Source organism: Kitasatospora sp. NPDC048296, assembly GCF_043201815.1.
Taxonomy (GTDB): Bacteria; Actinomycetota; Actinomycetes; order Streptomycetales; family Streptomycetaceae; genus Kitasatospora.
In genome coordinates this window covers 1-12,279 of sequence record NZ_JBICZB010000042.1, presented here as the reverse complement: position 1 = coordinate 12,279, position 12,279 = coordinate 1, and the positions used below count along the sequence as shown (strand labels likewise).

Annotated in this window: 18 protein-coding genes and 1 pseudogene; 11 read left to right on the top strand and 8 right to left on the bottom strand. The window is 69.2% G+C overall.

The window, feature by feature from the left end; all coding sequences use genetic code 11:
* The first annotated feature begins 35 nt into the window (after positions 1-35).
* Entirely contained in the window at positions 36-722 is a 687-nt protein-coding gene (locus ACGF12_RS23650) for a VC0807 family protein (RefSeq protein ID WP_393033422.1), read from the top strand.
* A gap of 1 nt (position 723) precedes the next feature.
* On the opposite strand, the gene ACGF12_RS23645 is transcribed toward ACGF12_RS23650, so the two are convergent.
* Positions 724-1,506 carry a DUF6597 domain-containing transcriptional factor gene (locus ACGF12_RS23645; RefSeq protein WP_393033420.1) on the bottom strand — a complete coding sequence of 261 codons (783 nt, stop codon included), beginning with the start codon at positions 1,504-1,506 and terminating at the stop codon, positions 724-726.
* A 65-nt stretch (positions 1,507-1,571) separates the two neighbouring features.
* On the opposite strand from ACGF12_RS23645, the gene ACGF12_RS23640 reads away from it, so the two are divergent.
* Positions 1,572-2,159 carry a TIGR03086 family metal-binding protein gene (locus ACGF12_RS23640; protein ID WP_393033417.1) on the top strand — a complete coding sequence of 196 codons (588 nt, stop codon included), beginning with the start codon at positions 1,572-1,574 and terminating at the stop codon, positions 2,157-2,159.
* A 157-nt stretch (positions 2,160-2,316) separates the two neighbouring features.
* Here ACGF12_RS23640 and ACGF12_RS23635 read toward each other — a convergent pair whose 3' ends face one another.
* Together ACGF12_RS23635 and ACGF12_RS23630 are read right to left on the bottom strand one after the other, a co-directional pair.
* Complete coding sequence (locus ACGF12_RS23635; protein WP_393033552.1) at positions 2,317-2,529, bottom strand: cold-shock protein; 213 nt, start codon at positions 2,527-2,529, stop codon at positions 2,317-2,319.
* A gap of 270 nt (positions 2,530-2,799) precedes the next feature.
* Positions 2,800-3,027, bottom strand: coding sequence for a hypothetical protein (locus tag ACGF12_RS23630; RefSeq protein WP_393033414.1), 228 nt, complete (start codon positions 3,025-3,027; stop codon positions 2,800-2,802).
* Between the two features lie 242 nt (positions 3,028-3,269).
* Here ACGF12_RS23630 and ACGF12_RS23625 point away from each other — a divergent pair, with 242 nt between their 5' ends.
* Complete coding sequence (locus ACGF12_RS23625; RefSeq protein ID WP_393033411.1) at positions 3,270-3,521, top strand: hypothetical protein; 252 nt, start codon at positions 3,270-3,272, stop codon at positions 3,519-3,521.
* A gap of 167 nt (positions 3,522-3,688) precedes the next feature.
* On the opposite strand, the gene ACGF12_RS23620 is transcribed toward ACGF12_RS23625, so the two are convergent.
* Together ACGF12_RS23620 and ACGF12_RS23615 are read right to left on the bottom strand one after the other, a co-directional pair.
* A complete protein-coding gene (locus ACGF12_RS23620; protein ID WP_393033408.1) occupies positions 3,689-3,967 on the bottom strand; it encodes a hypothetical protein in 279 nt (92 codons plus the stop codon).
* Positions 3,967-4,326 (bottom strand): ATP-binding protein, encoded by a 360-nt coding sequence (locus ACGF12_RS23615; protein WP_393033405.1) that lies wholly within the window; start codon positions 4,324-4,326, stop codon positions 3,967-3,969. The genes ACGF12_RS23620 and ACGF12_RS23615 overlap by 1 nt, the downstream gene beginning before the upstream one ends.
* Before the next feature lie 235 nt (positions 4,327-4,561).
* Between ACGF12_RS23615 and ACGF12_RS23610 the strand changes: the two genes are divergently transcribed.
* The 4 genes from ACGF12_RS23610 (at position 4,562) to ACGF12_RS23595 (ending at position 7,174) form a co-directional block, all read left to right on the top strand.
* Positions 4,562-5,425, top strand: a complete 864-nt coding sequence (locus ACGF12_RS23610; RefSeq protein WP_393033403.1) for a helix-turn-helix domain-containing protein — start codon at positions 4,562-4,564, stop codon at positions 5,423-5,425.
* Positions 5,400-5,609 carry a DUF397 domain-containing protein gene (locus tag ACGF12_RS23605; RefSeq protein WP_393033400.1) on the top strand — a complete coding sequence of 70 codons (210 nt, stop codon included), beginning with the start codon at positions 5,400-5,402 and terminating at the stop codon, positions 5,607-5,609. The genes ACGF12_RS23610 and ACGF12_RS23605 overlap by 26 nt, the downstream gene beginning before the upstream one ends.
* A gap of 67 nt (positions 5,610-5,676) precedes the next feature.
* Positions 5,677-6,384 carry a carbon-nitrogen hydrolase family protein gene (locus ACGF12_RS23600; RefSeq protein ID WP_393033397.1) on the top strand — a complete coding sequence of 236 codons (708 nt, stop codon included), beginning with the start codon at positions 5,677-5,679 and terminating at the stop codon, positions 6,382-6,384.
* 106 nt (positions 6,385-6,490) lie between these two features.
* Positions 6,491-7,174, top strand: a complete 684-nt coding sequence (locus ACGF12_RS23595; protein ID WP_393033394.1) for an alpha/beta fold hydrolase — start codon at positions 6,491-6,493, stop codon at positions 7,172-7,174.
* 222 nt (positions 7,175-7,396) lie between these two features.
* On the opposite strand, the gene ACGF12_RS23590 is transcribed toward ACGF12_RS23595, so the two are convergent.
* On the bottom strand, positions 7,397-7,543 hold the full coding sequence (locus ACGF12_RS23590) for a hypothetical protein (protein ID WP_393033392.1): 147 nt from the start codon (positions 7,541-7,543) through the stop codon (positions 7,397-7,399).
* Between the two features lie 22 nt (positions 7,544-7,565).
* On the bottom strand, positions 7,566-8,105 hold the full coding sequence (locus tag ACGF12_RS23585; protein WP_393033389.1) for a DUF6879 family protein: 540 nt from the start codon (positions 8,103-8,105) through the stop codon (positions 7,566-7,568).
* Between the two features lie 177 nt (positions 8,106-8,282).
* Here ACGF12_RS23585 and ACGF12_RS23580 point away from each other — a divergent pair, with 177 nt between their 5' ends.
* From ACGF12_RS23580 to ACGF12_RS23565, 4 genes are all read left to right on the top strand, one after another.
* Positions 8,283-9,035: a DUF6879 family protein gene (locus tag ACGF12_RS23580; RefSeq protein WP_393033386.1), complete on the top strand. Its 753-nt coding sequence runs from the start codon at positions 8,283-8,285 to the stop codon at positions 9,033-9,035.
* The gene (locus tag ACGF12_RS23575; RefSeq protein WP_393033383.1) at positions 9,032-9,874 is read left to right on the top strand and encodes a helix-turn-helix domain-containing protein; all 843 of its coding nucleotides are present in this window, start codon (positions 9,032-9,034) and stop codon (positions 9,872-9,874) included. Before ACGF12_RS23580 ends, ACGF12_RS23575 begins: the two co-directional genes overlap by 4 nt.
* A gap of 127 nt (positions 9,875-10,001) precedes the next feature.
* A complete protein-coding gene (locus tag ACGF12_RS23570) occupies positions 10,002-10,160 on the top strand; it encodes a hypothetical protein (protein WP_393033380.1) in 159 nt (52 codons plus the stop codon).
* 12 nt (positions 10,161-10,172) lie between these two features.
* Positions 10,173-11,336 (top strand): methyltransferase domain-containing protein, encoded by a 1,164-nt coding sequence (locus ACGF12_RS23565; RefSeq protein WP_393033550.1) that lies wholly within the window; start codon positions 10,173-10,175, stop codon positions 11,334-11,336.
* A gap of 60 nt (positions 11,337-11,396) precedes the next feature.
* Here ACGF12_RS23565 and ACGF12_RS23560 read toward each other — a convergent pair.
* A pseudogene (locus tag ACGF12_RS23560) lies at positions 11,397-12,185 on the bottom strand (fatty acid desaturase family protein); the annotation flags it as partial.
* Between the last annotated feature and the right edge of the window lie 94 nt (positions 12,186-12,279).

The following is a 12,279-nucleotide window of genomic DNA, read 5'->3' as shown; positions in this document are numbered from 1 at the left end:
GCCGCCATCGTCACATCCACCCCGGGGGAAACACCATGTCAACTGCGGTAGCTCCGACCGCTCCCGACCGCAAGGGGAAGGCCGCCGCACTCGGCTGGCTGATCAGCATCGCGTTCAACGTGGTCGCGCCGATCATGATCTACAACCAGCTGCACGACCACGGCTACAGCGAGTCCACCGCCATCCTGCTCTCCGGCCTCGGACCGGTCGTCGACACCGCGATCTACCTGGCCTGGCACCGCCGGATCGACGAGTTCGCCATCGTCTCGCTGGTCTTCGTCGCCCTGAGCCTGATCGTCGCGCTGATCGGCCCGACCGACCCGAAGATGCTGCTGGCCAAGGACTCCTTCGTCTCCGGCCTGCTCGGCGTGTTCTACCTGGTGTCGCTGGCCGCACCGAAGCCGATCATGTTCTTCTTCGGGCGCAAGTTCGCCACGGACGGCACGCCCGAGATGGTCGCCTGGTGGAACTCCATGTGGCAGTACGAGAACTTCCGGCGGGTCCAGCGCAACCTGACCGTCGTATGGGGCATCGCCTTCATCCTGGAGGCCGCGCTGCGGATCGTGTTCGTCTACACCCTCTCGCACGGCACGGTGGTGGCGATCAACAACATCCTCCCGTTCGTGGTGCTCGGCGGGCTGGTGTACTTCACCATGGTCTACGCAAAGCGTTCCAGCGCCCGGGGCCGGGCCGCCGCCGAGGCGGCTGCGGCCACCGCCTGATTCAGCGCGAACTCGCGTAGCGGGCCGGGGAGATGCCGACCGCTGCGGTGAAGTCCCGGGTGAGGTGGGCCTGGTCGGCGTAGCCGAGTTCCACGGCCAGCGCCGCCAGGTCCACCCCCCCTTCCGTCGCCGCCCGTTCGGCGGCCTCGTGCAGCCGGGCGCGGCGCAGCACCCACTTCGGGGAGGCGCCGACGTACTCGGCGAACAGCCTCTGGAGGCTGCGGACGGTCACGCCCAGCTCGCGGGCCAGGTCGTCCACCCGGAACAGGTCCGGGGAGCCGGTGATCCGGTCCACCACGGCGGCGACCTCCTCGGCGACCGGGTCGGGCGCGGGGAGGCGGGGCAGCAGGAAGGCTTCGGCCCGCTCGGCGCTCGGTGCGTCGAGGATCCGGGCGTTGCACCGGTCCGCCTCCGGTCCGAAGTACTCGGCGGCCGGGACGGACCGGTCGGCGAGGGCGCTCACCGGGTGCCCGGCGAAGGGCCGGAAGGCGCCTGGGCGGAACTTCACGCCCAGCACGTGCCCGGCACCCTCCAGGCGGCGGACGAAGAGCGAGCGGTCCACCCCGTACACGCGGGCCTGCGGGGCCTCGAAGACCAGGTGGACGTTGGGGTGGGCGAGCACCTTCTGCTCGTACGGGGGCAGGCCGGTCAGGTCCCAGCGGACCAGCCAGTAGAACTCCACGAAGCGCGCCACGGCGGGCGCGGGCGCGAGCCGCTCCACGCTGATCAGCTCGGCGGCCCTGGCGGGGTGGAGCACGCCTCGGCCGAGATCGGGAGAGTCCATGGCGGCCAGGCTAGTCGTCGCGTTTCTTCAAGACCTCGCGGTGCGGCCCGGCGCAGGATCGGGGCATGAACGCTCACCCGATGCACCCCTTCCTGGCCCGCGCCGCCTCCGCTGCGGCCGGTGTCGCCGCCGCCGTCCCGGCCGGGCAGCGGCTGGACGCGCCGACGCCCTGCGGGGAGTTCGACACGCGCGCGCTGATCAACCACTGGGTGCTCTACACCTCGCACGGCCTGGAGCACCGGGCCAGGCGGGCCGAGCTGCCCGAGGAGCTGATCGCCCGGGACTTCACCGTGGACGCCGACTGGCGCTCCGCCTACGCGGCGCAGCTGGAGCGGGCCGTCGCGGCCTGGGGCGAGCCGGCCACCTGGGAGGGAGACGTCGACCTCGGCGGATCGCCGGTTCCGGCGGTGGGGATCGCCCGGATGCTGATCCTGGAGCTGGTGCTGCACGGCTGGGACGTCGCGCGGGCGGTCGGCGGGGAGATCGCGGTCGACGAGGAACTCGCTCTGTTGACCTTGGAGATCGTCGAGGAGAACGCCGAGCTGTACCGCCAGTACGCGGGCTTCGCCGAGGCCGTTGCGGTGCCGGACGGCGCCTCGGCGTGGGACCGCGCGCTGGCCGCCTCCGGGCGCGATCCGCGCTGGAAGGCCTGAGCGCCGGGCATGCACGGGGAGTTGGCCCGCCCGCCGCCACTGTCGGCGAGCGGGCCGTGATGGCTGACCGCCGGCACCACGGGGCGTCCGACGGTGTACGCGATCGCGTCCGGGAGAACCGCGGGACTCTCGGACGCGGCCACGTGAGCCGGCGAGGCTATTCGGGGCGGACCTGTTCGGCCTGCATGCCCTTCTGCCCGCGTGCAGCGACGAAGGACACCCGCTGCCCCTCCTTGAGGGACTTGAAGCCGTCACTCTCGATGGCCTTGAAGTGGACGAACAGGTCGTCCCCTCCTCCGTCAGGGGTGATGAAGCCGTAGCCCTTCTCGTCATTGAAGAACTTCACGGTGCCGGACTGTCGATCACTCATGGTTCCACCGATCTCGCCGAGGGTGATGGTCAGCACCAATCACACCACTTTCCGCCCTGCTACCTGAGCGCCGCAGCCAATGGTCGGCGTGATCAATCGTGGATGACACGAACTCGCACCCATCAAGGCCGGTTGGCACGTGATCGACGTTCGGCGACACGGGACAGGTGCGCCAGCGTCGGCCAGAGCAACACGTCCGTACAGCGTGCGCACGCTTCGCACATTCATGTGGAGTGGCAGGATCACGCGTCCGAGTGAGTTGTACGACGATCAGTCGGAGCGCAGGGCCGCCCGGAGCCTGGCGCGGAGCAACCGGACAGCCGGGGACTGCTGGTCGCGGCGGGCGATGAGCCCGAGGCGGGCGTAGGTGGCGGCGTCGGCGAGTGGGACGGCCCGCAGGCCGGCGCCCTGGGCGGAGGAGGCGCTGAGGACGGCGAGGCGGAGCAGGGCCACCGGGGAGCTGGCGTCGATGTCCACCCAGCCGCCACGGCCTTCCACGGGCCTGCGCCGTCAGAGAGAGAAACTCCCAGTAAAGAACATGCTCCTCCGGGGATCCGCGATCGGTTTCGGGCTGACCATGGGCCTGGCCGCAGTCCCCTCCACCGCGTTCGCGGCACCACCCACCACTGTCGCGTGCGGTGACACTGCCGGGCTCGTCACGGCTGTCAACAACCTCAACGGGCCCGGCGGGACGATCGCGGTCCACCAGCGCCCCGTCCAACCTGTTCCGCATCCTCCAGGTGGCCTCGACGGGTGACCTCACCCTCCACGGCATCGAGGTCAGCGGCGGCGCCAGCAATCTCGGAGGCGGGATCTTCAACTCGGGCAAACTGACCCTCGACAAGAGCGCCGTCACTCACAACTCCGCCACATCCGGCGGCGGCATCAACAACCAGACCGGCTCCACCGTGACGCTCAACGACAGCCGCGTCATCAGGAACACGCCCAACAACTGCACCCCGCTGAACAGCATCGCCGGCTGCCAGAACTGACGATCAATTGGTGGGGGTGGCGCCTCGTGATGACTCCGAGCTGCCACCCCCGCACCATGCCTCCGCTCAGCCGTCCTCGTCGGGCGGGGTCGCGCGCAGGGCGGTGACGACGCCGAGCGCGACCGTGGCGAGCGCGAGGGCGAGCAGGACCGCAAGCGCGGTCGCGATCAGGAATCGCACGAGGTGCCCCGGCCCCGGTCCCGGCCCTGGTTCCGCTCGACGTCGAGGAGCAGGGTGAGGAGGTTGAGGAGGGTGGAGGCCGGGGCCGTGTTGAAGCGGACGAGGACGCGGCCGTCGAGGGTCTTGTCGGTGTCGGCGGAGGGCCAGATGAGGCCGAACTTCTTGCCGCGCTCCTGGAGTTCGGCGAGCAGCGCGCGGATGTGGTCGTCGGTGTAGGCCGGGATCCGGGGATCGGTCGGCTTCATCGGGCGGCGGGGAACGGGCATCAGGCGGCGTCCAGCTCGAACCAGATGCACTTGCCACGCTCCTGCGGGTCGACGCCCCAGCGGTTGGTGAGGCCGGCGACGAGTTGGAGGCCCCGCCCGGACTCGGCGAGGAGGGCGAGGGGCTGGAGGCCGGGGAGGACGGGGCTCTCGTCGGAGACGGAGACCCGGAGGACCTTGTGGAGGAAGAGGATCTGGACGATCGGCGCGGGCGTGTGGCCGTGCCGCCAGGCGTTCACGAGGAGTTCGCCGAGGGCGAGTTCGGCGTCGAAGGTGGCGGAGGGGTGCCAGCCGGAGCGGATCATCGCGTCGCGGAGGGACTGGCGGGTGAGGGCGAAGGAGGGCGTGTTGAGGTGACGCATGGGAGTTCTCCCGGGCGTGGTTGGGAAGGAAGATCCGGCGGACACACGTCGCCGTGAACCAGGCCAGGCACATGGGCATGGCTGCTCTGCGGCGCCTGATAGCAGGCGTTACTGACGATCCGTCGGATCGATGTGAGAACGACCATAGCGCACACGGTCTTTTGATTAAGACCTTCGCGAAAAACTTCCCTCTAACGTGGGGCACACTGATCTCACTACCCGCAGAGAGGACGCCATGGCCCTTCGACCGAACCCGACCCTGCGCCAACGGCGGGTGGGGACTGAGCTGCGGAGAATGCGGGAGCAGGCTGGCCTCAGCGGCAGCCAGCTGGCACGCCAACTCAGCATCCACGCCGCCCAGGTAACCCAGATGGAGACCGGGAAGAGCGGAATCAGCGTCGAGCGACTGCGGACCATCGCCGCCGCGTGCATGTGCACCAACCAGCCGCTGATCGATGCGCTGGCCAACATGACCTCAGAACGCGGCAAGGGCTGGTGGGAGGACTATCGCGGGACGCTGTCCATCGACTTCTTGGACATCGCCGAGCTTGAGGCGAACGCACGAAGCATCTCAACCTGGGCCACTACCTACATCCCAGGCCTGCAGCAAACCGAGGACTACGCATCTGCGGTGTTCTCCCGCTCCGCCCCCGGGATCCCCAGCCACGACCTCGATGCCAGAACCTCCTTCCGCATGCGACGGAAGGAGGCTGTCCGGCAAGGCGGAATGCCCTACGTGTCCTTCATCCACGAAGCAGCGCTGCGGATGCAGTTCGGAGGGCCTCGTGTTCTCGCCGATCAGCTCGACCATCTGATCAACGACTCGCTGGCTGGCCGAATCTCCGTGCGCGTAGTGCCGTTCGACCTCGACACCTTTCCCGGCGGCGGAGAGAACATCATGTTCGTCGAGGGCCCCGTGCCTGAGCTCGCCACGCTCCAGATGGATACTGCGGTGGGATGCCTGTTCTTCGACTCCCAGGCAAGCATGGCCCGCCATCAAGGCGTGTTCGAGCTCCTGGACTCCTCCGCCCTCTCCGAGGCCAAGTCGCGGGAGTTCATTCGATCCATTGGGGATGAAATGCGAGGCAAGTATGCGTAACTCCGACTGGCAGAAGTCCAGCTTCAGCGGGGCTTCTAACGAGTGTGTGGAGCTACGCAGGGCCGATGGCCTGGTCGAACTCCGCGAGTCCGACCAGGCCCACACCATCCTCCGCACCACCCCCACCGCCCTCGCCGCGCTCCTCCACGGCATCAAGGCCGGCGAGTTCGACCACCACGTCTGACGCACTGCTGGAGTAGGAAGTCGGTCTCGCCGACTTCCTACTCCCAGCCCGTGCCATGCTGACCGCCATGAAGATCGCTGCAGCCCAACTGGCCTGCGTCCCTGCCGACATCCCCGCCAACGTCCGGCAGCTCGTCGCCCTCGCCGGACAAGCGCGCTCGCAGGGCGCCGAGCTGATCGTCTTCCCCGAACTCACCCTGACCGGGTACGAGCTCGAAGCCACGGCCGCCGATCCCGACCTCTGGGTGACCGCAGACGACGCCCGCCTGGACACCCTCCGCTCCACCGGGATCGCGGTCGTCGTCAACTGCGCCGTCCCCACCGACGGATCCCGGCCCGCCATCGGAACGTACGTCTACGGCAGCGACGGCGAGCTGATCACCACTTACCTCAAGCAGCACCTCTACGAGAACGAGCAGGGCATCTTCACCGCAGGCGACCAGGACGGCCGCTTCGAACTGGGCGGCCTCCGCTTCGCGCTCGCCACCTGCTTCGACAACCACTTCCCCGACCTCACCGCCCGAGGCGCCGCCGACGGCTGCCACGTGCACCTGGCCAGCTCCCTCTACGGCACCGGCAACGGCATCCACGAACGGGCGACCCTCTACCCGGGCATCGCCAAGGACTCGAACATGCACGTCGTCCTCGCCAACCACGTCGGCCCGTCGGGCCCGTGGACCGGCTGCGGCGGCGCCGCCCTGTGGGCCCCCGGTGGCGCGCTCCTCACCGAGGCCGACGACCACACCACCACGGTGGCCGTCGCCGACATCCTCTAGTGCTCTGACCGGCAAGGTCGCCGGATCGGGGTGGCCTGAGCCCGTTGTCAGAGCCTCCCGATAGCGTGCTGGCAGCCAGCTGCGACTGATCTCCGGGAGGACAACCATGGACATCCTGCTCATCGCCGGCCTGTGGCTCGACGGATCCGCATGGGACGAGGTCGTGTCCGAACTCACCGCGCTCGGCCACCGTCCAGTGCCGCTCACCCTCCCCGGCCAGGGTGACGGCGCCGCCTCCGCGACGCTCGACGACCAGCTGGCAGCAGTGGTCGCCGCCGTTGACGCGGCGCCCGGGAAGCCCCTGGTGGTGGGGCACTCCGCCGCATCGAGCCTGGCCTGGCTGGCTGCGGACACGCGTCCGGAGAAGGTCGCCAAGGTCGCACTGATCGGCGGCTTCCCCGCCGCCGACGGGCGGGCTTATGCCGATCACTTCGCGATCGAGAACGGCGCCATGCCCTTCCCGGGCTGGGGCCCCTTCGAAGGAGCGGACTCCGCCGACCTGGACCAGGAGACCCGGCACCGCCTCGCGTCCGCCGCCATCCCCGTCCCCGAGGGGGTCGCCAGGGGAGTCATGCGCCTGACCGACGTGCGCCGCTTCGACGTCCCCGTCGTGGTCGTCTGCCCCGAGTTCACCCCTGCCCAGGCAGAGGAGTGGATCGCCGCCGGCGAGAGCCCCGACCTCGCCCGTGTCACCCACCTCGAGTACGTGGACCTCGACTCGGGCCACTGGCCGATGGCCACCCGCCCCCGCGATCTCGCCCGCGTCCTGGCGGAGGCCGCGGGCTCGTAGTGCTGTGGCCGGGGCGGATGTTCATGCCGCTGCCGGTGGTGATCCGCCGCCCCAGCGGATCCCCTTTTCGCTGCGGATGGATCGGCGGTGCCTTTGCCGCGCCGGTTGACGCCCCTATAGATGACACGTCGGAGCAGGAAGTCGGCCCGGCCGACTTCCTGCTCCGTGCATCGTCCGTGCCTGCGAACCGGTGGCCACATCCAGCCGACAGCAGGACCGCCCTCAGCCGCGCGAGGTGGCGCGCAGGCGCAAGCCGACGGGTGTGAGACCTCCGAAGGTGGTGAGCCGGTAGCTGGGTTCCGGTCTGGGCGGCTCGCTCACGTGGTAGCGGCGGGCGGTCTGCGCGGTCAGGAGCGTCAGCATCGCCATGGCCAGAGCGGAAAGTCGGTGCTCACATGGCGGAAGGCACCTGAGCCCGGAACTCCGCGTAGCGGGATGCGTGCTGCCAGGCAGCTTCACGGGCCTGGCAGGCGCGAAGGGCCTCCGGCGGGTCAGTGACCAGCTCCATGCCCACGGTGCGCTCCCCCTCGAAGTGGAAGCGCGCGACCGTGCGGGAGTCGAAGAGCCAGAAGTCCGACAGGCCGGCCAGGCCCGCCGCCTCGGCGTCCGAACGCCACATGTAGCGGATGTCCTCGCCGGCCGCCACGTTGGTCCGGGCACACGCCAGCAGATACCGCTGCCCCTCGGTCGGCGGGTTGTCCACCAGACGCACCCGCTCGAACCTCTTGCCCTTGCCGACCATGCGGCGCACGTTCTCGAACCACGGGTGCCCGACCTCGCCCGCCGTGTCCCCCGTGCGAAGGAACTCGGAGTAGGAGGACATCTGCTTGTCGGAGAGGTAGCCGGTCCTGGTCTCCAACCGCCAAGCGGTGTGCTCGAATCCGTCGTTGATGAACTCGCTGATCTTCTGCTGAGGCACGAACTCCGGCACTGGCGTAGCTCCTTCGGCTCGACGCGCCACGACAACGAGAGCTTCATCCAAGTAGGTCGGGCACCCGATCGGCCACCCAACTACGGCCCTTTAAGCGAATATTCGAGAATCGGCGCTCGCTCCGGAGCGGTTCCACGGCATCCTGATTCCGCCTGACCGACAGCGAAGGGAGCGGCCATGAGCCGACGACTGCGGTACATCGGAAGCACTTCGGACAACGACGGATGTCCGACGCTCTACGAAGACGAGGCGACCGGCGCGGTTATCGTGCAGGGTGACCTGGTGACCGACCCTGCCGAGATCGCCCAGCTCCGCAACATCAAACCCGGCGAGGGGTTCGTGACCGTGCCGCGCGCGCTGCTCGCCGACTTCGCGCCGCGTGACGTCAACCGGGAACGCGTACTGATCAGCTACGACAAGTTCGAGAACATGTTCAGGACCTTCCACCACACGGCTTTCCGGCTGGAGACCCGCCGCCAGTACCGCTCCGACGAGCAGCACGAAACCTACCGCCGGTTTGTTGCCGGGCTGGACCCCGAATGGGACCTTGAAGACCCCTGGTGCCGCTCGCGCCGCGAACAATCGGCCCTGGGCAAGCGGTTCGAGCGGGTGCGGATCATGGACAACCCGCCCACCCTGGGACAGCGGTACCTGCTCAACAACGCCGAACGAAACAACGCCGTCGGCGAGGACAACCGTTACCTCTGGCGTGCCGACGCCGAGCGGCTGGGCCTGCCGAACGAAGACGCCTGGCTGTTCGACTCCCGCGTCATCGCTCTGCTGCACTTCGACGCCGACGACGACCTGACCGAGATCGAGCTGATCACCGACCCGGTGCAGGTGGCCCGTGCCTGCCAGGTTCGGGACGCTGCCTGGCACTACGCCACACCAAGCCGTGAATTCGGCGCTGGGGTACCGTCCGCTGTGTGAGCACCGACTTCCAGCAAGCCAGAATCGCCCTCGGCCAGCGGCTCCGTGAGCTGCGAGCCGAGGGCGGTTTCACTGGTCGGCAACTGGCCGACCGGCTGGGCTGGGCGCAATCCAAGGTCAGCAAGCTGGAAACCGGCCGACAGACGGCCACCCACGACGACCTCAAGGCATGGGCCGAGGTCGTGGGACAGCCGCACACTGCGGCCGAACTGTCAGCCAGGCTAAGGGCATTCGAGTCAGGAACCCGGTCTTGGCGACGGCAGTTGGCCGCCGGGCACAAACCGGTACAGGATACGCTGACTGCCGAGTACGAACGCTCGACCGTCCTGCGCGCATGGCAGAACTCCACGATCACCGGCCTGCTCCAGACAGCCGACTACGCCCGGCACATCTTCAGCGCGTTTGTCGATCTCCGCCAGTCGCCGCGCGATGTCGAGGATGCCGTCCGAGCCCGCATGCGGCGACAAGAGCTCCTGTACCGGCCGGGCAGGAAGTACCACGTCGTCATATGGGAGCCGACCCTGCGTGCCCTGATCTGCCCACCGGCCGTGATGGCCGCGCAACTCGACCGACTCAGCGGCGTGATCGGACTGGACACCGTCTCACTGGGCATCGTGCCGTTCGAGGCTTCCCTCAAGCTGCCTCCTGCCAACGCCTTTTGGATCCATGACGAACGGCTCGTCATCGTCGAGGACTGGCACGCGGAGCTGTGGCTCGACCAGCCGGACAATGTGGCGCTGTACCTGCGCGTGTGGGAGACGCTGGCCGGCGCAGCCGTCTACGGCTCGGATGCTCACAAGGTCATCACGCGGTGCCGCAGAGCTCTCGGGACCGTCTGAAGAATCCCCGCGAACCTCGCCTGCTGGGTGCCGGAATATTCGAGAATCACCCGCTCGTCGGCACTTGCCGGCCGCCTACCGTGCTGGTCGAGGGCGGCGTTCGGTGCCGCCGCGAAAGGGGAAGCACATGCCCATGTCCAACGATGGCAAGCACGGCGGCGGGTCCGGCAACGGCCAGGGTGGCGGCCAGCAGGACGACTCCAGCAGCGGCAACAAGCACGGCGGAGGCGGCAGCGACGAAGGCGGCAACACCTCGGACGGCAGCGGTCCGGCGACGGGTCGCTGACGCGTGAGCGAGATGCACGAAGCGGAGGCCGGCCGGGACCGGCTGGCCTCCGCGCTCATCGCGAACGGGTCCCTCGTCTCCGACTGGCTGGCGTCGTACAACGCCGTGCCGCGCCACTGGTTCGTCCCGGCCCAGATCTGGCCCGGCCAAGGTGACGGGGTGCGGCAAGGCGAGGCGGTCAACCGGCACGCGGACCCGACCAGCTGGTGGAACGCCGTCTACTCCGACGTCCCGCTCACCACCCAGTGGGACGACGGCGAGCACACCGGGGACGGCCGGGGCACCATGCCGACATCGTCCAACTCCATGCCCACCATGGTGTTCTCCATGCTCGCCGCCTTGGAGGTGGAAGACAGCCACCGGGTGCTGGAGATCGGCACCGGCACCGGCTGGAACGCCGCCCTGCTGTCCCACCGCCTCGGCTCCGGGAACGTCGTCACGGTCGAGGTCGACAAGGACAACGCCGCCGAGGCACAGCTCCGGCTCGCACGTGCCAGGCACTCGCCGACGCTCGTGGTCGGCGACGGGTCGAAGGGCCACCCGGAGGGCGCGCCGTTCGACCGGGTGATCGCCACCTGCTCGGTCCGCCGGGTGCCGCACGCCTGGGTCGCCCAGACGAAGCCCGGCGGGGTGATCGTTGCCCCCTGGGGCCCCGAGTACGGCGGGGAAGCCGTGGTTCGGCTCACCGTCGCCGGCGACGGCACGGCGTGCGGCCGCTTCGTCGCGTCCTCCGCCTTCATGCGGCTGCGCCAGCAGCGCACCGCCCGGCCCGGCAGTCTGGAGTACCTATCCGGCCCGTGGCCGGCCGACGGCGCGAAGTCGTCAACTCGCCTGCCCCCGGAGGAGGTCGGCGGCTGGCTGGCGATGTTCGCGATCGGGGTGCAGGTGCCGCAAGCCTTCCCGCTGATCGAGCGGTACGCCGACGGCACCTACACCCTGTGGCTGCACGACACCGCCGTCACGTCCTGGGCCACCGTCGACTGGGAGCCCGACCGCACTGACTACGAGGTCGTCCAGTCCGGCCCCCGCAGCCTCTGGGGCCAGGTGGAGGCCGCCTGGCGCTGGTGGGACGCCCAGGGCCGCCCGGGCTTCGACCGGTTCGGGCTCATCGTCACGCCCGACGGCCAGACGGTGTGGCTGGACAGTCCGAACAACCCGGTGCCCTCCCGGGGTTGAGGACGCCGACCCGGCCGGAGTGGGAAGTCGGCCCCGCCGACTTCCCACTGCGCACCCCCCTCAACCGCCGGAGCGGATCGGCTCGCCCGTCCGGTGCAGGTGGCCGAGGATCTCGCGGTACGAGCGGAGCAGGCCCGTCTCGTAGTAGGGGATGCCCTTCTCCGCGCAGAACTCCCGGGTGATCCGGGCGGCCCGCCCGAGTGCGGAGGTCGGCATGCTGGGGAAGAGGTGGTGCTCCACCTGGTAGTTGAGGCCTCCCATCACCGAGTCGAGGACCGGGCCGCCACGGACGTTGCGCGAGGTGAGCACCTGGCGGCGCAGGAAGTCGAGCCGCATCTCCGGGGTCACCATCAGCATGCCCTTGTGGTTCGGCGCGAAGACGCAGCCCAGGTAGACGCCCAGCAGTGCCTGGTGCACGGCGAGGAAGGCGACCGCCTTGCCGGGCGGCAGAGCAGCGAAGACGAGGCCGAAGTAGGCCGCGAAGTGGACGACCAGCAGCGTGCCCTCCAGCAGCGGCCGCTTCACCACCGGGCTGCGCAACGCGCGGAAGCTGTTGAAGCTGAGGTTGAGGCCCTCCAGCAGGAGCAGCGGGAAGAACAGGTACGCCTGCCGGCGGCCGATGAACCGGGCGAGTCCGCTCGCCTGCCGGGCCTGCCGCTGGGACCACACGACGAGGTCGGGCGAGACGTCCGGGTCCCGTTCCTCGTGGTTCGGGTTGGCGTGGTGGCGGGTGTGCTTGTTCATCCACCAGCCGTAGCTCATGCCCATCAGCAGGTTGGCGGCGATCCGGCCACCGATCTCGCTCGGCAGGCGCCGGCTGAACACCTGGCGGTGCGCCAGATCGTGTGAGAAGCGATTACCAATCCGGACGTAGGGTCACGTTTCCGCACGTCAGGAGTGAAGTGGCCGCCAGGTAGGCAGGCTCGTTCCGTTGGTTCGGATG